Source organism: Pseudomonas sp. P5_A12, from assembly GCF_056400685.1.
The window spans coordinates 1-23,038 of sequence record NZ_JBFUKU010000069.1 but is presented as its reverse complement, the minus strand read 5'-3'; the positions used below and the strand labels follow the sequence as shown (position 1 = coordinate 23,038).

The window sequence follows — 23,038 nt, the reverse complement described above, 5'->3', positions numbered from 1 at the left end:
GTGTCAGTCGACATCAACATTGACTGAYMCACCGCWTTCGCGAGCAGGCTCGCTCCCACATTTAATTGTGCAGGTACATAGGCTATTTGCAGACTTCGGCAATCGCCTCGGCCAGCAAATCCAGACGCGTCGCATCAATCCCTGCCACGTTGGCCCGGCCCGAGTTGACCATGTAAACACTGTGATGATCACGCAGCTGTTTAACCTGCTCCGCCGTCAAACCGGTGTAGGAGAACATTCCGCGTTGCACGCCAATGTGCGCAAAACGCTCGCGCAAACCATAGGGTTCCAGCGCTTCGACCAGACCGCTACGCAGTTGGGCGATACGCAAACGCATGGCTTCCACTTCGTCGGCCCAGAGGCTTTTCAGCTCTGGATCGCCAAGAATAGTCGCTACCACGGCGGCACCGTGATCCGGCGGCGTCGACCACAGATTGCGGGCGATGTTGGCCAGTTGGCTGCGAATGTCCACCAGCTTGTCAGCGGTTTTTGCGCAGACAATCAGCGCGCCGGTGCGATCGCGGTACAAACCGAAGTTCTTCGAGCAGGAACTGGTGATCAGCACTTCCGGCAACGCGTCTGCGAACAAACGGGTCGACCAGGCATCCTGCTCCAGACCCTCGCCGAAACCCTGGTAGGCGAAGTCAATCAGCGGCAACAGGTCGCGACTGCGTACCACGTCCAGCACGCGGCGCCAGTCGTCATGGGACAGATCGAAACCGGTCGGGTTGTGGCAGCAGGCGTGCAGCAACACCACGTCGCCTTTCGGCGCTTCACTAAGAACCGCGAGCATGGCGTCGACGTCGAGGCGGTTATCGCTGCCAACGTAAGGGTAATGACTGACCTTGACCCCGGCCGCCGCGAAAATGGTTTCGTGGATCGGCCAGGTCGGGTTGCTCAACCACACGCCACGGCCCGGCAGGCACTGGGCGATGAAATCGGCGCTCAAGCGCAACGCACCAGTGCCGCCTGGGGTCTGGGTCGCGCCGGCGAGTTGCCCGGCGATCAGCGCGGAGTCCGCACCGAGCACCAGCTCACTGATGGCTTTGCCGAACGCCGGCTCGCCGTGACCACCGATGTAGGTCTTGGTGGTCTGGCGATCCAGCAGACGCTGCTCGGCAAGCTTCACCGATTGCGGAATCGGCGTCAGGCCCTGGGCGTCTTTATAGACACCCACGCCGAGGTCGAATTTGCGCGGGTTCGGGTCCTGCGCATAAGCCTCCATGAGGCCGAGAATCGGATCGCCGGGGACTCGACCTATGGCGTCGAAATGCATTATTTGCGGCCCTCGGCGTCTTTGGCCACTTCGTCAGTGCGCGCGGCCATGATGAAGTCGTTGCGGTGCAGGCCCTTGATGGAATGGCTCCACCAAGTGACGGTGACTTTGCCCCACTCGGTCAGCAGGCCTGGGTGGTGACCTTCAGCCTCGGAGATTTCACCGACGGCGTTGGTGAACGCCAGGGCGTGTTTGAAGTTTTTGAACAGGAACTGTTTTTCCAGCTGCATCACACCGTCGCGTACTTCGATGTTCCAGTCAGGGATCTGCTTGATCAGTACCGGCAACTCTTCGTCGCTGACCTGAGGGGCGCCGGCTTGGCAGGCTTCGCAGTGGGCTTGGTTCAATGTGGACATGATGGGTTCCTGAAATCGAATGATTGGAAATCGGCCGTCAGTGACACCACGCTAAACCAAAGCGTCGGTTCCTGACAGGCTCACTTGTTTCTAAAAGCAGCGGATCAGGCAGCCTTTGGCGGAAATTTCGGGGTGCGCAAGCCCAGCTGCATGCCTTGTTTGACCATGCTCATGATGTCTTCATGAGCCACATCAAACAGACGCTTGAGGTTCGGCAAGACAAAGTACAGCGGTTGCAGGATGTCGATGCGATACGGCGTGCGCATGCATTCCAGCGGATCGAACGTCTGATGTTCAGGTTCGTTCGACAGGCAGTAAACGGTTTCTTTTGGCGAGGAAAGAATGCCGCCGCCGTAAATGCGCAGGCCTTCAGGTGTGTCGACCAGACCGAACTCGATGGTCATCCAGTACAGGCGCGCCAGGTACACGCGTTCTTCCTTGGTCGCTTRCAGGCCAAGTTTGCCGTAGGTATGGGTGAATTCAGCAAACCAGGGGTTGGTCAGCAGCGGGCAGTGACCAAAGATCTCATGGAAAATGTCCGGCTCTTGCAGGTAATCGAGCTCTTCGCGGGTACGAATAAACGTCGCTACCGGAAACTGTTTATTGGCCAACAATTCGAAAAAAGTCTGGAAGGGGATCAGCGCCGGAACTCGGGCCACTTGCCAGCCGGTGGTTTCACCGAGGACTTTATTGATTTCACCGAGTTGCGGAATGCGGTCGTGGGGCAGACCGAGTTTTTCGATACCGTCCAGGTATTCCTGGCACGCACGCCCCTCGATCACTTTCAGTTGACGAGTAATCAGCGTGTTCCACACCGCGTGTTCTTCTGCGGGGTAGTCGATAAAACCTTGCGCATCGGGCTCGCGAGCCACGTATTGCGTCTGCTTCATGCTGCTCTCCTGCTAGGGGATTCGTTCTTGTTATGTGCTGCTATGGACTTAGAAATACCCCAAGAAGTGCGGCGTTACAGCAGGTGTACGTCGTTCTGCGTAGGAAAATTCGCCATTTTTCGTAAAGTATTCGTTACGGAATCCCGGCGATCGCGCAGCTATTGAGATTTGCGGGTTTGAAAAGGTGCTCGGGTGTCACATAATCTTGACGACTACTTTGGCGCCAGCGCAGAAAAATCCTTGCGCGGGGCCTCGATTCCCCCTTTCTTCGGGCCTCTATATGCGTATCAAAGTCCACTGCCAGAACCGCATCGGTATCCTGCGCGACATTCTCAACTTGCTGGTGGAATACGGGATCAACGTCGCCCGGGGCGAGGTCGGCGGTGAGCATGGCAATGCTATCTACCTGCATTGCCCGAACCTGATCAACATTCAGTTCCAGGCCCTGCGTCCGAAATTCGAATCGATTGCCGGGGTCTTTGGTGTCAAGCGTGTAGGGCTGATGCCCAGCGAACGTCGGCACATGGAGCTCAATGCCTTGCTCGGCGCCCTGGAGTTTCCGGTGTTGTCGATCGACATGGGCGGCTCCATCGTTGCGGCCAACCGTGCGGCGGCGCAGTTGCTCGGGGTGCGGGTGGATGAGGTGCCGGGGATTCCGCTGTCGCGGTACGCCGAGGATTTTGATTTGCCGGAACTGGTGCGGGCCAACAAGTCGCGCATCAACGGGCTGCGAGTCAAGGTCAAGGGCGATGTATTCCTGGCCGATATCGCGCCGTTGCAATCGGAGCATGACGACAGCGAAGCCATGGCCGGTGCGGTACTGACGCTGCACCGCGCGGATCGGGTGGGTGAACGCATCTATAACGTGCGCAAGCAGGAACTGCGCGGGTTCGACAGCATTTTTCAAAGCTCGAAAGTCATGGCTGCCGTGGTGCGCGAAGCCCGGCGCATGGCGCCATTGGATGCACCGCTGTTGATCGAAGGCGAAACCGGCACTGGTAAAGAATTGCTGGCGCGCGCCTGCCACTTGGCCAGCCCGCGCGGGCAGTCGCCCCTGATGGCACTCAACTGCGCCGGCTTGCCGGAGTCGATGGCCGAGACCGAATTATTTGGCTACGGCCCTGGCGCCTTCGAAGGCGCGCGCGCCGAAGGCAAACTGGGTCTGCTGGAGCTGACGGCGGGCGGTACGCTGTTTCTCGACGGCGTGGGGGAAATGAGCCCGCGCTTACAGGTGAAATTGCTGCGCTTTCTACAAGACGGTTGCTTCCGTCGCGTAGGTAGCGATGAAGAGGTTTATCTGGATGTGCGGGTGATCTGCGCGACCCAGGTGGATTTGTCCGAACTGTGCGCGCGGGGTGAGTTTCGTCAGGATCTTTATCACCGCTTGAACGTGTTATCGCTGCACATTCCGCCGTTGCGTGAATGCCTCGATGGTTTGACGCCGTTGGTGGAGCACTTCCTCGACCAAGCCAGCCGGCAGATCGGTTGCCCACTGCCGAAACTGGCGCCGGCGGCGATGGAGCGGCTCAGTCATTACAACTGGCCGGGCAATGTCCGGCAATTGGAAAACGTGCTGTTCCAGGCGGTTTCGTTGTGTGAGGGCGGGACGGTCAAGGCCGAACATATTCGTCTGCCGGATTACGGTGTGCGTCAGCCGCTTGGCGATTTTTCCCTTGAGGGCGGACTTGACGAGATTGTCGGGCGCTTCGAGAAAGCGGTGTTGGAGCGGTTGTACTCCGAGCATTCCAGCAGTCGGCTCCTGGGTAAGCGCCTGGGTGTCTCTCACACCACCATTGCCAATAAGTTACGTGATTATGAAATTGGTAAAACTTGAGCGTTAACGTCATCCAGTGTTGAACTAATAAACAAGAATGGTTAGTTGTTGTTAACCATTCTCTGGCGCTTCGAGATGTTAATTGAAGCGCTACCACCCTGCCGTTGATCTGAATCATGGATTTTGCCAAGCGAGCCATCTAGGCTGAACCTCAAAGTTTGGCAGGAGCGTTAACCATGCCATCAGCGGATGACTCTACCCAGCAAGCGCGCAAAGAAACCCGTCTGTTCTTTTTCCTGATTGTCATTCTTTTTCCATTGCTGTCGGTGGCGATAGTGGGTGGTTACGGTTTCTTTGTCTGGTTTCTGCAAATGCTGCTCGGCCCTCCTGGTTCGCCTCATTGATCGTTGTCCATCTTTAGTAAAAGACGGGGAGTACGGGTCATGGAAAAGACGCTGCATATTGCCAGTCTGGTGGTGCTTGCCCGTCCCGAGTTGTTCGAGGCAGTGAAAGCCAACTTGCGCTTGCTCGAAGGCGTTGAACTGCATCAGGAAAGTCCCGCCGGCAAACTGGTGGTTGTGCTGGAGATGGAAGAGGAACGTGAGATTTCTCAGCGAATCGATCAGATCAACAGCTTGCCGGGTGTGCTCAATGCCGCCCTCGTTTATCACGAGATTCTCGATGTGACGGGAGAAAGCACATGCCTATGACTCGACGCGAGTTTGTCAAAGCCCAGGCTGCCGGGATCGCCGCAGCGGCGGCGGGGCTCCCGGTGTTCACATCCGCCAGCAACCTGATCACCGAAGAAGACCGGGTAGCCCTGGACTGGAATAAAGCACCTTGCCGCTTTTGCGGTACCGGGTGCAGCGTCATGGTGGCGACCAAGGACAATCGGGTGGTCGCCACTCATGGCGATGTGAAAGCCGAGGTCAATCGCGGGTTGAACTGCGTCAAAGGCTACTTCTTGTCGAAGATTATGTACGGCGTTGATCGCCTGACTCAGCCGCTTTTGCGCATGACCAACGGGCAGTATGACAAGCAAGGCGAGTTTCAACCGGTGTCATGGGATCAAGCGTTTGATGTCATGGAGTTGAAGTTTAAGGAGGCGATAAAAAACAAGGGGTCCGAGTCCATCGCCATGTTCGGATCAGGCCAGTGGACCGTCTGGGAAGGGTATGCGGCCAACAAGTTGATGAAGGCGGGTTTTCGCTCCAATAACATTGACCCCAATGCACGTCATTGCATGGCCTCTGCGGTCATGGGCTTTATGCGCACGTTCGGTATGGATGAACCGATGGGGTGTTATGACGATATTGAAGTCACCGATGCGTTCGTGCTGTGGGGTTCGAACATGGCGGAGATGCACCCGATTCTTTGGAGTCGGGTGGCGGATCGCCGATTGAGTCAGCCCAACGTCAAGGTCGCAGTGCTGTCGACGTTCGAGCATCGCAGTTTTGAGTTGGCCGATATTCCCATGGTGTTCAAGCCACAGACGGACCTGTTTATCCTCAATTACATTGCCAACCACATCATTGAAAGCGGCTCGGTCAACAAAGACTTTGTCAGCAAACACACGAAGTTCGCCAAAGGTACGGATGACATCGGCTACGGCCTGCGTCCCGATAACCCGCTGGAGATGAAGGCCCAAAATGCGGCCAAGGCGAACACCTGGAGTGACATCGACTTTGAGCAATTCGCGGCTTTCGTTAAACCTTACACTCTTGAGCGTACCGCCAAGGAAACCGGCGTGCCGGCCGAGCAACTCAAGGCCTTGGCTGAACTGTATGCCGACCCGAAGCGCAAGGTGGTCTCATTCTGGACCATGGGCTTTAACCAGCACACGCGGGGCGTCTGGGCCAATAACCTGATTTACAACATCCACTTGCTGACCGGAAAAATCAGCGAGCCGGGCAACAGCCCTTTCTCCCTGACGGGCCAGCCTTCGGCCTGCGGGACGGCGCGCGAAGTGGGAACCTTCTCCCATCGCTTGCCAGCTGATCTGGTGGTCACCAATCCAAAGCATCGCGCCACCGCGGAGAAAATCTGGAAACTGCCGCCCGGCACCATCAATGAAAAAGTCGGGTTCCATGCCGTGCAACAGAGCCGGATGCTCAAGGACGGCGTGCTCAATGTGTATTGGACGATGGCCAGCAACAACATGCAGGCCGGCCCCAACATCATGCAGGAAGTGCTGCCTGGGTGGCGTAATCCCGAGAACTTTGTGATTGTCTCGGATGTGTATCCCACCGTCTCGGCCCAAGCGGCCGATCTGATTCTGCCCACCGCGATGTGGGTTGAAAAAGAGGGCGCCTACGGCAACGCGGAGCGACGTACGCAGTTCTGGCATCAATTGGTTTCGGCGCCGGGTGACGCCAAGTCCGATCTCTGGCAACTGGTGGAGTTTTCCAAGCGCTTTAAAACGGACGAGGTCTGGTCCGAGGAAATATTGTCTGCCTCGCCGCAATACAAGGGCAAAACCCTGTACGAGGTGTTGTTCAAGAACGGTCAGGTCGATCAATTCCCACTTGATCAGATGGCGGCGGGCTATCAAAACGACGAGGCCCGGGATTTTGGTTTTTACCTGCAAAAAGGCCTGTTCGAAGAATATGCCCAATTCGGCCGTGGCCACGGTCATGACCTCGCGCCGTTTGATCTTTATCACACCGAACGAGGGTTGCGATGGCCCGTCGTCGATGGCAAGGAAACCCGTTGGYGTTTCCGGGAAGGCTATGACCCCTACGTGGAGAAGGGCAGTGGCGTGCAGTTCTACGGCTATCCCGACAAGAAGGCGATTATCTTCGCGCTCCCTTACGAGCCCCCTGCGGAGTCCCCCGATGCGGAGTTCCCATTCTGGTTGAGCACCGGACGAGTGCTTGAGCACTGGCACACCGGGAGCATGACGCAGCGTGTCGAGGAACTTTACAAGGCGGTCCCCGACGCATTGGTCTACATGCACCCGGCCGATGCCAAAGCCTTGAATGCCCGCCGAGGCAGCGAAGTGAAGCTGATCAGTCGACGCGGTGAAATGCGTGCGCGCATCGAAACCCGAGGGCGCAACAAACCACCACAGGGCCTGGTGTTTGTACCGTTCTTCGATGCCAACAAGCTGATCAACAAGGTCACACTCGATGCCACGGACCCTATCTCCAAGCAGACTGATTATAAAAAATGTGCGATCAGGATTGAGTTGATCAAGACGGCATAAGGAGCGCTCAGATGAAGTGTCATTCGCTGTCCTTGCTTGCCGCTCTGTTGCTGTGGATGCCAGCGGCATTCGCGGCGCAGCCCGGTTACCCTCTGGATGCTCCGGCACCGGATGGCCGGCGACCCGGAGGGACCTTGACCCAGGAGTTTGAGGCACCGCCGATGGTTGATGACGAGAACAAGGACATCAAGCGCGAGCGCAATTATCCCGAACAACCGCCCACCATTCCCCACAGTATTCGGGGCTATCCGATCGACAAGAACAGCAACAAGTGCCTGTCCTGTCACAGCCGCGCCAATAGCGCACGCACTCAGGCGCCGATGATCAGCATCACCCACTACATGGACCGTGATGGTCAGGCGCTGGCCGCTGTTTCGCCGCGTCGCTATTTCTGCACTCAATGTCACGTGCCACAGAAAGATGTAAAACCTCTGGTGGGCAACAACTTCAAGAACATTGACCAGGTGCTGCAAGACGAAATCAACGGCCAGCAGAAACCTTAAGGAGAGGCCATGAAATCCTTGCGTGCACTGCTCAAAGACTATTGGGGAATTCTGCGTCGCCCCAGCGTGCATTACAGCCTGGGCTTTCTGACACTCGGCGGGTTCATCGCCGGGGTGATTTTCTGGGGTGGTTTCAACACCGCGCTGGAAGCGACCAATACCGAGAAGTTCTGCATTTCCTGTCATGAAATGCGCGACAACGTTTTTGTCGAACTACAGGAAACCATTCACTACACCAATCGCTCCGGCGTACGAGCCACTTGCCCGGACTGTCACGTTCCGCATGAGTGGACGCACAAGATTGCCCGCAAAATGCAGGCTTCCAAGGAGGTGTGGGGAAAGGTGTTCGGAACGATCGATACCCTTGAAAAATTTCTCGGTATGCGGCGTGAGTTGGCCGAGCACGAGTGGGGACGGCTCAAGGCAAACGACTCCCGCGAATGCCGCAATTGCCATAACTTTGAATTCATGGACTTTACCCGTCAGGGCAAACGCGCCGCCAATATGCACTCCACGGCACTGGCCAGCGGTCAGGCCACCTGTATCGACTGTCATAAGGGCATTGCCCACAAGTTGCCTGACATGAGCGGGGTCAAAGGCTGGTAGCCGATCCGGCCCGGCCTTCCACCGTGTTGCCGTCAACCGGCATAACCGCGCCGGTTTTTCGACTTTGACACATTCCTTCATTCCTCTGCGATAACCCCCAAGTCCAATGTTTAAAGGGCTTTAAACCTCTGTGCGCAAGTTGGTCTGCAAATTGCTTGACGCTCAGCAGTACAGCGGTGGGCGGCAAACGTCCGGCATGCAGAGGAAAGAGTGTGGACAAGTACCTTTATGTGGCAATGACCGGCGCCAGCCAGAATGCACTGGCGCAGAAGGCTCATGCCAACAACCTGGCAAACATCTCCACCAACGGTTTTCAGAAGGACCTGGAGCAGGCCCGTTCGATGCCGGTGTTTGGTGACAGCTTTCCGGCACGTGCGTTTGCCATGACCGAGCGCCCGGCCACCGACTTCTCCCCTGGTTCGCTGGTTGAAACCGGTCGTGACCTCGATGTCGCGGTGCAAGGCAGCGGCTGGATCGCCGTGCAGAACCCTGATGGCGCTGAAGGCTACGTGCGCACCGGCAGCCTGAACGTAGACGCCCTGGGCGTGCTGCGTGCCGGCAATGGCATGCCGGTGATGGGCAATGGCGGCCCGATCGCTGTGCCGCCCGAGCAGAAAATCGAAGTAGGTGAGGACGGCACCATCAGCATCCGTGCGATGGGCGAAGGCCCGCGCGTGATGGCTGAAGTCGATCGCATCAAGCTGGTCAATCCTGACCTGAGGAACATGACCAAAGGCCTGGATGGCTCGATCCACACCAAGGACGGCAAGCCGGCGCAAGCCGATTCCGGCGTCAAACTGGTGTCCGGGTTCCTGGAGTCGAGCAACGTCAACGCCGTGGAAGAAATGACCTCGGTGCTGGCGCTGGCCAAGCAGTTCGAGCTGCACATCAAGATGATGAACACCGCCAAAGACGATGACCAGGCCATGGCTCGGGTCTTGCAGATCAGCTAATTACCAGAACGTCGCGCCGTAAAACAGGCGCACGAGGAGAATCGAATGCTTCCGGCTCTATGGGTTGCCAAAACAGGTCTGTCCGCCCAGGACACTAACCTGACCACCATTTCCAACAACCTGGCCAACGTGTCGACCACGGGTTTCAAACGTGACCGCGCCGAGTTCCAGGACTTGCTCTATCAGATCAAACGCCAGCCAGGCGCCCAGTCGACCCAGGACAGCGAACTGCCGTCGGGCCTGCAAGTGGGTACCGGTGTGCGCATCGTCGGCACCCAGAAAAACTTCACCGCCGGCAGCCTGCAAACCACCGAGCAGCCGCTTGACCTCGCCGTCGATGGTCGCGGTTTCTTCCAGATTCTGCAGCCGGACGGCACCACGTCCTACACCCGTGACGGTACGTTCCACCTCGACTCCAACGGTCAGGTCGTCAACGCCAGTGGCTTCGCCCTGGAACCGGCCATTGTGATTCCCAACGAAGCAGAGACCTTCACGGTCGGTCGCGACGGCACCGTGTCCATTACCGTTGCGGGTAACCCGGCCAGCCAGGTGATCGGCAACCTGCAAACCGCTGACTTCATCAACCCGGCCGGCCTGCAAGCCGTGGGTAACAACCTGTTCCTGGAAACCGCTGCCAGCGGCGCACCGCAAGTCGGTACACCGGGCCTGAACGGTTTCGGCACCACGCTGCAGAACACCCTGGAAACGTCCAACGTCAGCACCGTTGAAGAGATGGTCAACATGATCACCACTCAGCGCGCTTACGAGATGAACTCCAAGGTGATCTCCACCGCCGACCAGATGCTCTCGTTCGTAACGCAGAATCTGTAATCAAGTCTATGAGGCTGCCCTCAGGTCGCCTGTAACACCGTGAGGTAGGGTCATGAATCGCTTTGTATCTGTTCTGGCACTGAGTGGGGCTGTTGTGCTCGCAGGCTGCGTCCCTGTGACGCCCAAGCCCAATGACCCTTATTACGCGCCGGTGTTGCCGCGCACGCCGTTGCCGGCTGCCGCGAACAATGGCTCGATTTACCAGGCCGGTTTTGAACAGAACCTGTACACCGACCGCAAGGCGTTCCGGGTGGGTGACATCATCACCATTACTCTGAACGAGAGGACCCAGGCCAGCAAAAACGCCAACTCGCAAATTGGCAAGAACAGCAAGGCGAGCATCGGCCTGACCTCGCTGTTCGGCACCACCCCGAGCACCAACAATCCGTTCGGCAGTGGTGACCTGAGCCTGGACGCCGCCTATGAAGGCGATCGCGCGACAAAAGGCGACAGCAAGGCGGCGCAGGGCAACACCCTCGTCGGATCGATCACCGTTACCGTCGCGGATGTATTGCCCAATGGCATCATTGCAGTACGTGGCGAGAAGTGGATGACCCTCAACACCGGCGATGAGCTGGTGCGGATTGCCGGTCTGGTGCGCGCCGATGACATCTCGACCGACAACACAGTTTCGTCGACCCGTATCGCCGATGCACGCATCACCTACTCGGGCACCGGTTCGTTTGCCGATGCGAGTCAGCCAGGCTGGTTCGACCGTTTCTTCCTCAGCCCGCTGTTCCCTTTCTAGGTGGTTACGTTGAATTTCAGTAGTCTCATCGTTGCTGCTCTGATGCTGTCGGCAGCCTTCAACGCTCAAGCCGAGCGGCTGAAGGACATCGCCAGTATTTCCGGCGTACGTTCCAACCAATTGATCGGCTATGGCCTGGTGGTTGGGCTTAACGGCACCGGTGACCAGACGACCCAGACGCCTTTCACCCTGCAGACCTTCAACAACATGCTCTCGCAGTTTGGCATCAAGGTGCCGCCGAATTCGGGCAACGTGCAGTTGAAGAACGTTGCAGCGGTATCGATCAGTGCGGAACTGCCAGCGTTTGCCAAGCCGGGTCAGCAGGTCGACATCACCATTTCCTCCATAGGTAACTCCAAGAGCCTGCGTGGCGGCACCTTGTTGCTGACGCCGCTCAAAGGTATCGACGGCAACGTCTACGCCGTCGCTCAGGGCAACCTCGTGGTGGGCGGTTTTGATGCAGAAGGTCGTGACGGTTCGAAGATCACCGTCAACGTTCCGTCGGCGGGTCGTATCCCAGGTGGTGCGTCGGTCGAACGTTCAGTGCCGAGTGGTTTCAACCAGGGCAATAGCCTGACGCTGAACCTCAACCGTTCTGACTTCACCACCGCCAAGCGCATCGTCGACAAGATCAACAATTTGCTGGGCCCTGGCGTTGCCCAGGCCATTGACGGTGGTTCGATACGCGTCAGCGCACCCCTTGATCCAAGCCAGCGCGTCGACTACCTGTCAATCCTGGAAAACCTTGAAGTGGATCCGGGGCAGGCGGTGGCGAAAGTCATCATCAACTCGCGCACCGGCACCATCGTGATCGGCCAGAACGTCAAGGTCTCGCCAGCCGCCGTGACTCACGGCAGCCTGACCGTGACCATCACCGAAGACCCGATTGTCAGCCAGCCTGGCGCTTTTTCCAACGGTCAGACGGCCGTTGTGCCGCGCTCGCGGGTTAACGCGGAGCAAGAAGCCAAGCCTATGTTCAAGTTCGGCCCGGGCACCACCCTCGACGAAATCGTCCGTGCGGTGAACCAGGTCGGCGCGGCGCCGGGTGACTTGATGGCGATTCTCGAAGCACTGAAACAGGCTGGCGCATTGCAAGCCGACCTGATCGTGATCTAAGGGCGGCCGTCATGGATATGCGCAAGAGCGGTCTGGTCAGCAGCAGCGACTCCGGTTCCTATTCGGACTTGAATCGCTTGAACCAGCTCAAGGTGGGCGACAAGAACAGTGACGGCAACATGCGCAAGGTGGCGCAGGAGTTCGAATCGCTGTTCCTGGGTGAGATGCTCAAGTCCATGCGTTCGGCCACCGAAGCGCTGGGCCAGGACAACCCGCTCAACACCCCGGCAGCCAAGCAATACCAGGAAATGTACGATCAGCAGTTGGCCGTTTCCATGTCCCGCGAAGGTGGTGGTATTGGGCTGGCGGACGTGCTGATGCGTCAGATGTCGAAAAACAAACCGCTGGCCCCGGGCGAGGCGGCGGCCCTGTCTGCCGCCAAGCAGGACGCGGCGAAAGCGGCGGTGGCGACGCCGATCGCGGCAGGCACCGTGACCAACGACGGTCCGCTGTCGCGGCGCAATGGTCAGCGTCCATTGTGGGCATCACGTTCGGTGAGCGCGCCGACAGGCGAGGGCGCGCATCGCAATGACATGGAGATGATCAATCAGCGCCGCCTGGCCTTGCCGCCGAAACTGGCGGATCGGTTGTTGGCAGGCCTGGTGCCGTCGGCCGCGACGGCTTCAACCGCCAACAAATCCCTGTTACCTCAACGCACCACGACGACTGCCGCGACCGGTGCCGGCCCGCTGTTCAACGGCGATTGGCTAGCCTCGCAAACAGACGCCAAATCGAGCGGGCGCCTGCAAATTTACGGCCGCGCCATGGCGCAGATTCCCCTCGCGCCGCCGAAGAAGGCCTTCGGTTCCGCCGACGAATTCGTCAACACCATGCTGCCGATGGCCAAGGAAGCGGCGGAGCGTATTGGCGTTGATCCGCGTTACCTGGTGGCCCAGGCCGCCCTGGAAACCGGCTGGGGTAAATCGGTCATGCGTGCCCAGGATGGCAGCAGTAGCCACAACCTGTTCGGCATCAAGGCCGGCAGCAGTTGGACGGGCGATTCAGCGCGGGCAATCACCAGCGAATTCAGAAATGGCGCGATGGTCAAGGAGACGGCTGAGTTCCGTTCCTATGACTCGTACAAAGACAGCTTCCATGACCTCGTGACTTTGCTGCAAACCAATAATCGCTATCAAGATGTTGTGAAGTCAGCCGATAACCCAGAACAGTTTGTACGAGAGTTGCAGAAGGCCGGGTATGCAACCGACCCGGATTATGCAAGCAAGATTTCGCAGATAGCCAAGCAGATGACGAGTTACCAAAACTACGCTGCGGCGGGCGCTTTCACTACGCCTTTATAGGCACAAGGCACAAGGCATAAGGTCTGAACCATGAGTTTGCTCAATATCGGGATGTCGGGTCTGGCCGCTGGCCAATCCTCGTTGATGATTACCGGCAATAACATTGCCAACGCCGACACCGCCGGGTACTCACGCCAGCAAACCGTGCAGGGCAGCAGAGCCTCGAATCAATTCGGCAACGTCTACATCGGCAGCGGCACGACCCTGGCCGATGTGCGTCGCGTCTATAACAGCTACCTTGATGCGCAATTGCAGACCACCACCTCGCTCAACAGCGATGCGGCCGCTTATGCCGGGCAGATCAGCCCGCTCGACGCCTTGCTGTCGGACAGCGGCACCGGCCTCAATGGTGCGCTAACCAAGTTCTTCGCTTCGGTACAGAACGTCAACGCCAAGCCGGGTGACGATGCATCCCGTCAACTGCTGCTCAGCGATGCCCAGGCCTTGAGCAACCGTTTCAACTCAGTGTCCGCCCAGTTGATGACGCAGAATGCGAACATCAACGGCAACCTGACGAACATGGCCGATCGGATCAACAACCTGGCCGCCACCGTGGCGCAGTTGAACCAGAAAATCTCCGAGATTTCCAAGGCCGGCGGCATGCCGAACGAGTTGCTGGACGCTCGCAACGAAACCGTGCGTCAGCTCTCCACCTTCACTGGCACGCAAGTCATCGAGCGCGACGGGAATGTTGATATTTACCTGGGCAGCGGTCAGCCGCTGGTCATGGGCAGCACTGCCAGCAAACTGGAAGTGGTGCCGAGCCAGGCCGATCCATCGCGCATGGGCATTCAGCTCAATCGTGGTTCGAGCACTGTCGACATCACCTCGGTGATGACCGGTGGCGAGATGGGCGGTCTGCTGCGCTTTCGCAGCACCGTACTGGATCCGGCCATGAACGAACTGGGGCGCGTGGCCCTGGTCGTCGCCGATCAGATGAACAGCCTTCAGGCCCAGGGCATCGACAAGAACGGCGAGTTCGGTTCGAACCTATTCAACAGCATCAACAGCGCCGCACAGATGGCTAACCGCAGTATCGCCACCGCCGGCAACAGTGCCGGTTCCGGCAACTTCGATGTGAGTATCGAGGACAGCGGCAAGCTGACTATCAACGATTACAAAGTCACCTTCACCAGTGCCACCGACTACACCGTGCAGCGTCTGCCGGACGGTACGTCCATGGGCGTTTTCAGCACCCAGACCACGCAGCCGCCAGTGATTGAAGGTTTCTCGTTGACGCTCAGCGGTGGTACGGCTGCCGTTGGTGACACCTTCAAGATCACGCCGACCCGCAACGCTGCGACGAACATCAAAACCGAGATGACCGACTCCAAGCGTCTGGCGATCGCGGCACCGTTGGGTGCGGCCATTGCGGCAGGCGGCAGTGGCACGCTGACGATACCAGCCAGCGGTCAACCGACCCTGACCACGAAGTTCGACATCTACGACGCGGCCACCACCACCGCGATGCAGAACGGCCTGAAAAACTCCACGCCGACCAAGGTCGTGTTTGGTGATGTTTCTGCCGACGGCACCAGCCAGACCTACCAGTTTCTGGATGCCAAGGGCGGGCTTATCAGCAGTGGCACCATCAAGCCTGGCGAGAACAACACCCTGAACCTGACTGTTTCGCTCAAGGACGCCAGTGGGGCGCCGATCCCGCTTGCACCCGCCACGCAATACACCGTCAGCTTCGACATGACCGTGGCCGGCTCACCGGGCAAAGGCGCCGCGATCAACGTTTCGCTCAGCCAGCCGGGCAGCCTGGATAACCGTAACGGTACAGCGCTGGCCGATTTGCAGACCGCAAAGACCGTGGACACCGGTTCGGCGAGCAAGGGTATTTCCCTGAACGACGCATACGGCAAACTGGTCGAGGGTGTGGGTTCCAAAGCTGCCCAAGGCAAGCTCGACAGCGCGGCGACCAGCGCCATCCTGGCCAACGCCAAGGGGGCTCGCGATTCGTTGTCCGGTGTTGACCTCGATGAGGAAACCGGCAACCTGGTCAAATATCAGCAGTACTACACCGCGTCTTCGCAGATCATCAAGGCTGCGCAAGAAATCTTCAGCACACTGATCAACAGTCTTTAAGGAGTCGTAGCCCATGCGCATTTCTACCGCCCAGTTTTACGAGTCCTCTGCTGCCAACTATCAGAAAAATTTCGCCAACGTGGTCAAGAGCAGCGAAGAGGCCAGCAGCCTGGTTCGCATCAATACCGCGGCCGATGATCCGGTCGGCGCTTCGCGCTTGCTGCAATTGGGTCAGCAGGCTTCGATGCTTGATCAATACACGGTCAATACCAACACCATCAAATCCACATTGGGCACGACCGAATCGGTGATGACCAGTATCGGGAATGTGCTGCAGCGTGCCAGAGAACTGGCAATTGGTGCAGGCAATGGCCTCTATGCCGACGCTGATCGCGAAGCCAATGCCTCGGAGCTAGGGCAGATTGAAGAGCAACTGCTGAGTTTGATGAACTCGAAGGATGAAAGCGGTAAGTACATTTTCGCTGGCTCCAAAGGCGAAATTGCTCCGTTTTCACGCAATTCCGATGGCACCTACAGTTACAACGGAGATCAGACGACGCTGAATCTGCCTATCGGCGATACGATGTCGATGGCCACCAACAGCACGGGTTGGGAAGTATTTCAGCAAGCAATCAATACCAGTCGAAGCCAAACCGCTCTGACAGCGCCAGCTGTTAATGATGGGCGAGTGCTTCTGACTGACGGTTTGATCACTGAAAGTGCGACCTATAACAATCGCTTTAAAAGTGGTGAGCCGTACAAGGTCGAATTTGTGAGTGGCACACAATTCAAGATTACTGACGCTTCAAACAATGATGTGACGTCTGAAGTCAGCAACAGTGGTGTCTTCAGTTCTAAAGACGCAACTTCGCAATCCTTCAGCTTTCGTGGTCTTGAACTGCAGCTGAATATTAATCTGCAATCCGGTGATACTGCCCCGGATGCGGTGATCACTGGGCATAGCTTCAGCCTGGCAAGCAAGCCTGACAGCTTCAACGTCATCCGCTCTGCGGGTAATCCCTCTTCTGTACAGGTGACCGGCAGTACCGTAAGTAACTCGGAGGCTTACATCGGCAGATTTCCATCGGGAGGCGCCATTCTCAAGTTCACCAGCGACAGTCAATATGAACTCTATGCATCGCCGATTACGGCGAATAGCAAACCTGTTTCCAGAGGTCCTTTGGCGGGGTTGAGCGCAACGGCAGGGGGGGTCGACTTCACGCTCAGTGGCGCGCCACAGGCGGGTGACCAATTTGTAATTGCTGTCAGCAATCATCAAACACAGAGCATTCTGGATACCGTCAGTCAGTTGCGTGCATCCTTGCTTGCACCGATTGACGCTGATCCGGTCCTTGCTCAGCGTTTAAGTGCGGCGCTTAACGCTGGCATCTCCAATTTGACCAGTGGCGCCGAGCAACTCTCCAGTGCTTTAAGTTCGGTGGGAGGACGCGCAGCGGCGCTCGATACTCAGAGCGAAGCGAACGCCAGTATTGCATTGGCTAATAAGCAAACGCAGTCGGCCATTCGCGACTCCGATCCGGCAGAGGTAATGACCCGCCTGACTTTGCAGCAAACCATGTTGCAGGCTTCGCAACTGGCGTTCAGCAAGATCGCGCAACTCGGCTTGTTCAATAAGATCTGAGTCCGGGCGTCCTGCAACGGATGCTCTGAAAAAGGCGCCGTTCAGGAGAGTCTGTACGGCGTATTCACCTGAAAACTCTCGCCAGTCCGTGTTCGATCACTTCATCGGGCAGTGCCTCTCTTTCTGGTCGCTGCCACCGACAAAATCAGGCAGAAGAACCAAGTCAATGTGCTTGGCCTGTTTCCAGCGTATCAACTGGTTCTTATTGTCCATCGTTTTGGCGTCTGCCACGTGGAGCCTTCCACTCATTGCTTCGAGCGTGAGTGCGGGAGGGCGTCGGTGCGTCGGGGCTTTGCCCGGTCACGAGGCTCAAATATCCATTCCCGACCTTGACCCAGTGACCCGAGTGCTTGCAGTTGTGAGCAGGCTGTAAAGTCGAATGGCTTGTTGGCCGAAGAACGTCAAAGGGGGCAGATTCAGTAAAATAGAGTGACCTGCGAGTCATAACGCGCATCTTCACTGTATTGTATTAATCGGGAAGGTGGCGCCTGGTCGGTTTTTGGCCCAGTGATAGCCTTTTATTCTTCCCGCTGTCGCCTTGATGGGGCGACGTTTTCTCCGTTGGTCGGCGCCCCTCGATTCGTTGCGAGCGGTGGTATTGGGCTGTTTATTATTGGGAAGCCGTAATGATTGGCATAAAAAGCATTGCGAGCTACGTTCCTGTAGCCGGCGTGGACAATTACGCACAGGGTGCAAAATTCGAAAAGGATGAAGAATTCATCCTGGGTAAAATCGGTTCGGCTTTTCTGCCGCGTAAAGACGCCGGGCAGGAAACCTCGGACCTGTGTGTCGAAGCAGTCAATACGCTGTTCGCCAACAATCCTGAATTGAAACGTGAATCTATCGATGTGCTGATCGTCGTCACCCAGAACGGTGACGAAGAAGGTCTTCCGCATACTGCCGCCATCGTTCAGGACAAGCTGGGCCTGCCGACTACAGTCGCTGCATTCGATATCTCGCTGGGATGCTCCGGTTACGTGTACGGCATCTACGCTATCAAGGGTTTCATGGAGGCTGCGGGCCTGAAGAATGGCTTGCTGGTCACCGCTGATCCGTATTCGAAGATCGTCGACCCGGAAGACCGCAACACCACCATGTTGTTCGGTGATGCGGCGACCGCCACGTGGATGGGCGAAGACGCGCCATGGCAGTTGGGCAAGGCCAAGTTCGGCACCGACGGCTCAGGTGCACCGCACTTGAAGGTCTCCGACGGGGTGTTCTATATGAACGGCCGTCAGGTTTTCAATTTCGCACTGCTCAAAGTCCCGGCGCATTTGAATGAACTGCTCGCTGACTCCGGTCTTTCGGCTGATGATATCGATGCGTTCTGCATTCACCAGGGCAGTGCGGCGATTGTCGACGCAGTGGCGCGGCGTTTCGAAGGTGATCCCGAGAAGTTCATCAAGGACATGGTCGAGACCGGCAACACCGTGTCGTCGAGCATTCCGTTGCTGTTGGAGAAGCACGTTTTGGACTCCGGCTGGAAACGCGTTGCATTGAGCGGATTTGGCGTGGGGTTGTCTTGGGGGTCGGCGATCATTTATCGGCCTTGAGTCATTAAGACCGGGCACAAAAAAAGCGTTCAGGGTTTCTCCTTGAGCGCTTTTTTTGTGCCCGATTTTTATGGGCAGAAATGCACTTTTGACATTGCCTCCGACAGTTCCCTGGCGCCATTTTTTTATTCGTGGTGGTGTTAACCCGTTGTTTTTGTTGGGGGTGGCAGTGTGATGGCAAAATATTTTCAAAAAGCCCTAAAGCAACCTGCCAACGCGACGATAACTATTACGAAGGTTCTCTAGGCCATACCCGGCGGTTGCCAGGGCCGGAAGCCGCAGTACCCAACCAACGAGGAATTCGTCATGGCTTTAACCGTAAACACCAACACTGCATCGTTGAACGTTCAAAAGAACCTGAACCGCGCTTCCGATGCTCTGTCCACCTCGATGACTCGCCTGTCTTCCGGCCTGAAAATCAACAGCGCCAAAGACGACGCTGCCGGTCTGMAAATCGCTACCCGTATGACCAGCCAGATTCGCGGCCAGACCATGGCGATCAAAAACGCCAACGACGGTATCTCGATGGCTCAGACTGCTGAAGGTGCTCTGCAAGAGTCCACTAATATTCTGCAGCGTATGCGTGAGTTGGGTATTCAGGCTCGAAATGGTAGCAATACCACGCTCGATAACACTGCAATGAACAAAGAATATCAGGACATGTCGGCTGAGCTGACCCGTATTGCCTCTAGCACTAATTTGAACGGCACTACGTTACTTGATGGTGCGGGTGTTATCAAAATTCAGGTGGGTGCTGGCGTCACTGCTGGTGTTGACGATATCGATTTGGATCTGGGTACGACAGCAATGACTGCAGCTGGCTTGTTACTCGATGCCACTGATCTTGACGATATTACCAACGCCGGGGCTGCGATTACCGCAATTGATACGGCTCTGGACACTATTAACACTCTGCGCTCCAATCTGGGTGCTGCACAAAACCGCCTGACAAGCACCATCTCCAACCTGCAAAACATCAACGAAAACGCCAGCGCCGCACTGGGCCGCGTACAAGATACCGACTTCGCCGCTGAAACCGCTCAGATGACCAAGCAGCAGACTCTGCAACAAGCTTCCACCGCAATCCTGGCGCAAGCCAACCAACTGCCTTCCGCCGTACTGAAACTGCTTCAGTAATCTCCGGTTGAAAGTTGGCGGGAGAGTGCGCTGGCCGTGCTCTCCCGCTTTTTTGCTTTAGTGAGGTGATAGACATGGATATGAGCGTGAAGCTGAACTTGTCTTACCCAGTTGCCAAACCCACGACGCCTGTCGTGGAAAAAACGCTGGAAAAGCCTCGAACGAATCTGACGCCGGTCGTCGATCTCGAGGATCAAAGCAAAGGAAACGAAACCGAGCAAGGCAAGCTGAAAGCGGCTGTCCAGGAAATTGAAAAGTTCGTGCAATCGGTCAAGCGTAATCTGGAATTTTCTATCGACGAGGCCTCCGGCAAAGTGGTGGTCAAGGTTATAGCCAGCGAGTCGGGAGAAGTGGTTCGCCAGATCCCCAATGAAGAAGTCCTGAAGCTGGCCAATAGCTTGAATGATGCGAGCAGCCTGTTGTTCAGCGCCGAGGCCTGAAGGCTGGCATGAAAAGTGTTGCACCGTTCTTTGCGGCGCAGTAGGAGTCAAACGGCTGGCGACAAACTAAAGGGAGATGTATATGGCAAGTCCAATTCTACCGGGTGCTGGACTGGGTTCCGGCCTGGACACCGGTGCTATCGTCAAGGCCCTGGTCGACTCAGACAAGGTGGCCAAGCAGACGCAGATCGACCGGCAGACAAAGCTCACCACCGCGAGTCTTTCCGGCGTCGGCACCCTGAAGTCGGTGTTGGCGGCGTTTCAGACCGCGATGAAGAACCTCGGCAGTACCAAAACTCCGCAGTTTTCGGGTTTTGCTGCAAGCTCTTCCGATGTCAAGGTTGTGACCGCGACCTCCAACAACTCGGCGGTTAAGGGTAGCTACGTTATCAAAGTCGATAACCTTGCCACCTCGGCCAAAGTCGCCAGCGAAGTCTTTACGGATGCAAGCAGCGCTGTTGCAGAGGGTCCTTTGACCATCACGCTGAACAACAAGGACTACGTCCTTGATGTCCAAGCCAGTGCGACCCTGCAATCGGTCCGCGACCTGATCAACAGCAAGTTCCAGGGCGATGGCATCAACGCCAATATCATTACCGACAAAGACGGCTCGCGACTGGTGCTGGGGTCTTCGGCCACGGGTGCGGGGTCTGAAATTTCCGTCAGTGGTGTGATGACCATTCTCGGCGATCAGGCGATGGCCGGTGATCCATTAGATCCGCTTGCTCCACCAGGTGCCGGGCGTATCGGCGACGCGGCAACCGATGCGAAGTTCTCGGTCGACGGCCTGGCCATGACCAGTAAAACCAATACCATCGACAATGCCGTCTCGGGCTTGAGCTTCAATCTGTTGGCTGGGGGTGGGGCCACGTCAACGGTGGCGGTGGCGACTAACACCGATGGCTTGAAGGCCTCGATCCAGAAGTTCGTCGATGCTTACAACGCGGTAGTCAGCAGCATTGGCACGCTGACCAAGCCCACGCTCGACAGTGATGGCAAGCCGACGGTCGCTGCTGCGTTGACCGGGGACGCGCTGCCGCGCTCCATTCTGGCGGCCATCCGTGGGCCGCTGACCGAAACCGGGGTAGGGGATAAGCTCACCGTGCTGGCGCAATTGGGTATCACCACCAATCAGAAGACCGGCGCATTGGACTTCGATAGCACCAAGTTCACTGCGGCAATGAGCGACAAAAACCTGGGTGGTGAGGTTCAGGCTTTCTTTACCGGGACCGGTGGCTTGCTGGAGCGAATGGACAAGGCGATTGTCCCTTACACACAAACTGGGGAGATCCTTGATACTCGCACCACCAATCTGAACAAGAACAAAGCCAACCTGGTCGAGCAGCAAGCGGCCCTCGATCGTCGGGTAGCAACACTGACTGCGGTGTTGACCAAAAAATATAACGATATGGATTCTCTGGTAGGCAAGCTGAAAGCTACGGCCAGCAACATTACTTCGATATTTGAAGCCATGACGGCGCAGCAAAGGAACTCCTAGTGCTGCTAGCGCATTGACGTAAAAGCCCGACAGCACGCTCCAGTGTGTCGGGCCTTTTACTTTGGGAATCGCCAAAAATAGACCAAGTGGGGCATGCGCCGCTCGGCCCCGGCAATCCGGCTAAATTTTTTTGACGCGTGGTCGATACATTGATCATACGAACACTAGCGTTTTGATGAGGTACAACATGAATCCGATGTTAGCCCTTCGGCAGTATCAGAAGATTGGCGCCCAGGCGCAGACTTCCGAAGCCAGTCCCCATCGTCTTGTACAGATGTTGATGGAGGGTGGTCTGGATCGAATTGCCCAGGCCAAAGGCGCCATGGAGCGCAAGGACATTCCCAACAAGGGTGTGCTGATTGGCAAGGCCATCGGCATCATCGGTGGACTGCGCGAAGGCCTGGATCTGGACAATCAGGCCGAAACGGTAAGTGAGCTGGATAGCCTCTACGAATACATGATGAAGCGCCTGACCGAGGCTAACGCCAAGACCGATCCAGCGATTCTCGACGAAGTTGCTGATTTGCTTCGTACTGTCAAAGACGGTTGGGATGGTATTGCTGCGCCGGCTCCGCAGTTTTAAGGAGATCACCATGAGTCTTGTATTGCAGCGAATCGAACACACCCGCGAAGCCCTGGTCGGTGCATTGGTCGAGCGCAATTGGGAGGCCATCGGTGTGCTGGACCTGGCGTGTCGATCCTGCATGGAAGATTTATTGAGTGAAGCGTCGGTAGGCGAGGCCGCGTTGCGCGACAATCTTGAAGAGTTACTGGGGGTGTACAAGCAGCTTCTTGAGGCCGCGACGGGGGAGAGGCAAGCGATAGTCAACGAAATGGCTCAGATCAATCATGCGAAGAGCGCCGCAAAGGTTTACCATCTGTTCAGTTAATTAATCCTCAGTTAATCCAATGATAGTGCGCCATAAATTTGACTGTGCACGGTTTTTTGACTTAACTAGTGGCTGGTTCCAGATTTCAGGCGTCTACAGGCACAATGTGCCTACAAGCGTCTAGCTTGCCCCATCATTTTTGGGCATTGAGTTGACTAGGGAAGTTGCTATTGCATGTGGCGTGAAACCAAAATTCTGCTGATTGATGACGATAGCGTCCGCCGCCGCGATTTGGCGGTGATTTTAAATTTTCTCGGTGAGGAAAATTTACCCTGTGGTAGCCATGAG

Annotated in this window: 24 protein-coding genes; 20 read left to right on the top strand and 4 right to left on the bottom strand. The window is 56.9% G+C overall.

Annotation, left to right across the window (positions count from 1 at the left end):
- Positions 1-82: 82 nt before the first annotated feature.
- The 3 genes from AC1DSG_RS12395 to phhA form a co-directional block, all read right to left on the bottom strand.
- Complete coding sequence (locus tag AC1DSG_RS12395; protein ID WP_477791136.1) at positions 83-1,276, bottom strand: amino acid aminotransferase; 1,194 nt, start codon at positions 1,274-1,276, stop codon at positions 83-85.
- Complete coding sequence (locus AC1DSG_RS12390) at positions 1,276-1,632, bottom strand: 4a-hydroxytetrahydrobiopterin dehydratase (RefSeq protein ID WP_007947580.1); 357 nt, start codon at positions 1,630-1,632, stop codon at positions 1,276-1,278. The genes AC1DSG_RS12395 and AC1DSG_RS12390 overlap by 1 nt, the downstream gene beginning before the upstream one ends.
- 104 nt (positions 1,633-1,736) lie before the next feature.
- Positions 1,737-2,522, bottom strand: coding sequence for a phenylalanine 4-monooxygenase (phhA, locus tag AC1DSG_RS12385; RefSeq protein ID WP_477791135.1), 786 nt, complete (start codon positions 2,520-2,522; stop codon positions 1,737-1,739).
- 280 nt (positions 2,523-2,802) lie between these two features.
- On the opposite strand from phhA, the gene AC1DSG_RS12380 reads away from it, so the two are divergent.
- The 13 genes from AC1DSG_RS12380 to AC1DSG_RS12320 all read left to right on the top strand — a co-directional run bounded on the left by AC1DSG_RS12380 (position 2,803) and on the right by AC1DSG_RS12320 (position 17,232).
- Positions 2,803-4,356: a sigma-54-dependent phenylalanine hydroxylase transcriptional regulator PhhR gene (locus tag AC1DSG_RS12380; RefSeq protein WP_007947577.1), complete on the top strand. Its 1,554-nt coding sequence runs from the start codon at positions 2,803-2,805 to the stop codon at positions 4,354-4,356.
- A gap of 176 nt (positions 4,357-4,532) precedes the next feature.
- A complete protein-coding gene (locus tag AC1DSG_RS12375) occupies positions 4,533-4,700 on the top strand; it encodes a periplasmic nitrate reductase, NapE protein (RefSeq protein WP_477791134.1) in 168 nt (55 codons plus the stop codon).
- A 39-nt stretch (positions 4,701-4,739) separates the two neighbouring features.
- Positions 4,740-5,006, top strand: a complete 267-nt coding sequence (locus tag AC1DSG_RS12370) for a chaperone NapD (protein ID WP_477791133.1) — start codon at positions 4,740-4,742, stop codon at positions 5,004-5,006.
- Positions 4,997-7,501, top strand: coding sequence for a nitrate reductase catalytic subunit NapA (gene napA, locus AC1DSG_RS12365; protein ID WP_477791132.1), 2,505 nt, complete (start codon positions 4,997-4,999; stop codon positions 7,499-7,501). Before AC1DSG_RS12370 ends, napA begins: the two co-directional genes overlap by 10 nt.
- Positions 7,502-7,512: 11 nt before the next feature.
- Positions 7,513-8,004, top strand: coding sequence for a nitrate reductase cytochrome c-type subunit (locus tag AC1DSG_RS12360; protein ID WP_477791131.1), 492 nt, complete (start codon positions 7,513-7,515; stop codon positions 8,002-8,004).
- Between the two features lie 9 nt (positions 8,005-8,013).
- Positions 8,014-8,610, top strand: coding sequence for a cytochrome c3 family protein (locus AC1DSG_RS12355; RefSeq protein WP_477791130.1), 597 nt, complete (start codon positions 8,014-8,016; stop codon positions 8,608-8,610).
- Between the two features lie 212 nt (positions 8,611-8,822).
- Entirely contained in the window at positions 8,823-9,563 is a 741-nt protein-coding gene (locus AC1DSG_RS12350; protein WP_477791129.1) for a flagellar basal body rod protein FlgF, read from the top strand.
- Positions 9,564-9,608: 45 nt separating this feature from the next.
- The gene (flgG, locus tag AC1DSG_RS12345; protein WP_477791128.1) at positions 9,609-10,394 is read left to right on the top strand and encodes a flagellar basal-body rod protein FlgG; all 786 of its coding nucleotides are present in this window, start codon (positions 9,609-9,611) and stop codon (positions 10,392-10,394) included.
- 52 nt (positions 10,395-10,446) lie between these two features.
- Positions 10,447-11,142: a flagellar basal body L-ring protein FlgH gene (gene flgH, locus AC1DSG_RS12340; RefSeq protein WP_477791127.1), complete on the top strand. Its 696-nt coding sequence runs from the start codon at positions 10,447-10,449 to the stop codon at positions 11,140-11,142.
- Positions 11,143-11,184: 42 nt separating this feature from the next.
- The gene (locus AC1DSG_RS12335; RefSeq protein ID WP_477791138.1) at positions 11,185-12,258 is read left to right on the top strand and encodes a flagellar basal body P-ring protein FlgI; all 1,074 of its coding nucleotides are present in this window, start codon (positions 11,185-11,187) and stop codon (positions 12,256-12,258) included.
- 11 nt (positions 12,259-12,269) lie between these two features.
- Positions 12,270-13,559: a flagellar assembly peptidoglycan hydrolase FlgJ gene (gene flgJ, locus AC1DSG_RS12330; protein ID WP_477791126.1), complete on the top strand. Its 1,290-nt coding sequence runs from the start codon at positions 12,270-12,272 to the stop codon at positions 13,557-13,559.
- Positions 13,560-13,589: 30 nt separating this feature from the next.
- Positions 13,590-15,650 (top strand): flagellar hook-associated protein FlgK, encoded by a 2,061-nt coding sequence (flgK, locus tag AC1DSG_RS12325; RefSeq protein WP_477791125.1) that lies wholly within the window; start codon positions 13,590-13,592, stop codon positions 15,648-15,650.
- A gap of 13 nt (positions 15,651-15,663) precedes the next feature.
- Positions 15,664-17,232, top strand: a complete 1,569-nt coding sequence (locus AC1DSG_RS12320) for a flagellar hook-associated protein 3 (protein WP_477791124.1) — start codon at positions 15,664-15,666, stop codon at positions 17,230-17,232.
- Positions 17,233-17,328: 96 nt separating this feature from the next.
- Here the strand turns inward: AC1DSG_RS12320 and AC1DSG_RS12315 are convergent, their stop codons facing one another.
- Positions 17,329-17,463 (bottom strand): hypothetical protein, encoded by a 135-nt coding sequence (locus AC1DSG_RS12315; protein WP_477791123.1) that lies wholly within the window; start codon positions 17,461-17,463, stop codon positions 17,329-17,331.
- 395 nt (positions 17,464-17,858) lie between these two features.
- Between AC1DSG_RS12315 and AC1DSG_RS12310 the strand changes: the two genes are divergently transcribed.
- The 7 genes from AC1DSG_RS12310 to AC1DSG_RS12280 all read left to right on the top strand — a co-directional run.
- The gene (locus AC1DSG_RS12310; RefSeq protein WP_477791122.1) at positions 17,859-18,785 is read left to right on the top strand and encodes a ketoacyl-ACP synthase III; all 927 of its coding nucleotides are present in this window, start codon (positions 17,859-17,861) and stop codon (positions 18,783-18,785) included.
- 306 nt (positions 18,786-19,091) lie between these two features.
- Complete coding sequence (locus AC1DSG_RS12305; RefSeq protein ID WP_477791121.1) at positions 19,092-19,922, top strand: flagellin domain-containing protein; 831 nt, start codon at positions 19,092-19,094, stop codon at positions 19,920-19,922.
- Between the two features lie 74 nt (positions 19,923-19,996).
- Positions 19,997-20,362, top strand: a complete 366-nt coding sequence (locus AC1DSG_RS12300) for a flagellar protein FlaG (RefSeq protein ID WP_477791120.1) — start codon at positions 19,997-19,999, stop codon at positions 20,360-20,362.
- An 82-nt stretch (positions 20,363-20,444) separates the two neighbouring features.
- Entirely contained in the window at positions 20,445-21,860 is a 1,416-nt protein-coding gene (gene fliD, locus AC1DSG_RS12295; protein WP_477791119.1) for a flagellar filament capping protein FliD, read from the top strand.
- Positions 21,861-22,047: 187 nt separating this feature from the next.
- Entirely contained in the window at positions 22,048-22,443 is a 396-nt protein-coding gene (gene fliS, locus AC1DSG_RS12290) for a flagellar export chaperone FliS (RefSeq protein WP_477791118.1), read from the top strand.
- A 10-nt stretch (positions 22,444-22,453) separates the two neighbouring features.
- The gene (locus AC1DSG_RS12285) at positions 22,454-22,750 is read left to right on the top strand and encodes a flagellar protein FliT (RefSeq protein ID WP_477791117.1); all 297 of its coding nucleotides are present in this window, start codon (positions 22,454-22,456) and stop codon (positions 22,748-22,750) included.
- Positions 22,751-22,924: 174 nt separating this feature from the next.
- On the top strand, positions 22,925-23,038 hold a 114-nt coding region (locus tag AC1DSG_RS12280), incomplete at its 3' end, for a hypothetical protein (RefSeq protein WP_477791137.1).

Excerpts from the sequence above, each read along its gene's own strand:
- AC1DSG_RS12360 (WP_477791131.1), top strand. The coding sequence starts at position 7,513 with ATGAAGTGTCATTCGCTGTCCTTGCTTGCCGCTCTGTTGCTGTGGATG.
- AC1DSG_RS12335 (WP_477791138.1), top strand. The coding sequence starts at position 11,185 with ATGCTGTCGGCAGCCTTCAACGCTCAAGCCGAGCGGCTGAAGGACATC.
- flgK (WP_477791125.1), top strand. The coding sequence starts at position 13,590 with ATGAGTTTGCTCAATATCGGGATGTCGGGTCTGGCCGCTGGCCAATCC.
- fliS (WP_477791118.1), top strand. The coding sequence starts at position 22,048 with ATGAATCCGATGTTAGCCCTTCGGCAGTATCAGAAGATTGGCGCCCAG.
- flgJ (WP_477791126.1), top strand. The coding sequence starts at position 12,270 with ATGGATATGCGCAAGAGCGGTCTGGTCAGCAGCAGCGACTCCGGTTCC.
- AC1DSG_RS12310 (WP_477791122.1), top strand. The coding sequence starts at position 17,859 with ATGATTGGCATAAAAAGCATTGCGAGCTACGTTCCTGTAGCCGGCGTG.
- AC1DSG_RS12355 (WP_477791130.1), top strand. The coding sequence starts at position 8,014 with ATGAAATCCTTGCGTGCACTGCTCAAAGACTATTGGGGAATTCTGCGT.
- fliD (WP_477791119.1), top strand. The coding sequence starts at position 20,445 with ATGGCAAGTCCAATTCTACCGGGTGCTGGACTGGGTTCCGGCCTGGAC.
- flgH (WP_477791127.1), top strand. The coding sequence starts at position 10,447 with ATGAATCGCTTTGTATCTGTTCTGGCACTGAGTGGGGCTGTTGTGCTC.
- flgG (WP_477791128.1), top strand. The coding sequence starts at position 9,609 with ATGCTTCCGGCTCTATGGGTTGCCAAAACAGGTCTGTCCGCCCAGGAC.
- AC1DSG_RS12395 (WP_477791136.1), bottom strand. The coding sequence starts at position 1,276 with ATGCATTTCGACGCCATAGGTCGAGTCCCCGGCGATCCGATTCTCGGC.
- AC1DSG_RS12285 (WP_477791117.1), top strand. The coding sequence starts at position 22,454 with ATGAGTCTTGTATTGCAGCGAATCGAACACACCCGCGAAGCCCTGGTC.
- AC1DSG_RS12320 (WP_477791124.1), top strand. The coding sequence starts at position 15,664 with ATGCGCATTTCTACCGCCCAGTTTTACGAGTCCTCTGCTGCCAACTAT.
- AC1DSG_RS12390 (WP_007947580.1), bottom strand. The coding sequence starts at position 1,632 with ATGTCCACATTGAACCAAGCCCACTGCGAAGCCTGCCAAGCCGGCGCC.
- AC1DSG_RS12380 (WP_007947577.1), top strand. The coding sequence starts at position 2,803 with ATGCGTATCAAAGTCCACTGCCAGAACCGCATCGGTATCCTGCGCGAC.
- AC1DSG_RS12300 (WP_477791120.1), top strand. The coding sequence starts at position 19,997 with ATGGATATGAGCGTGAAGCTGAACTTGTCTTACCCAGTTGCCAAACCC.
- AC1DSG_RS12370 (WP_477791133.1), top strand. The coding sequence starts at position 4,740 with ATGGAAAAGACGCTGCATATTGCCAGTCTGGTGGTGCTTGCCCGTCCC.
- AC1DSG_RS12375 (WP_477791134.1), top strand. The coding sequence starts at position 4,533 with ATGCCATCAGCGGATGACTCTACCCAGCAAGCGCGCAAAGAAACCCGT.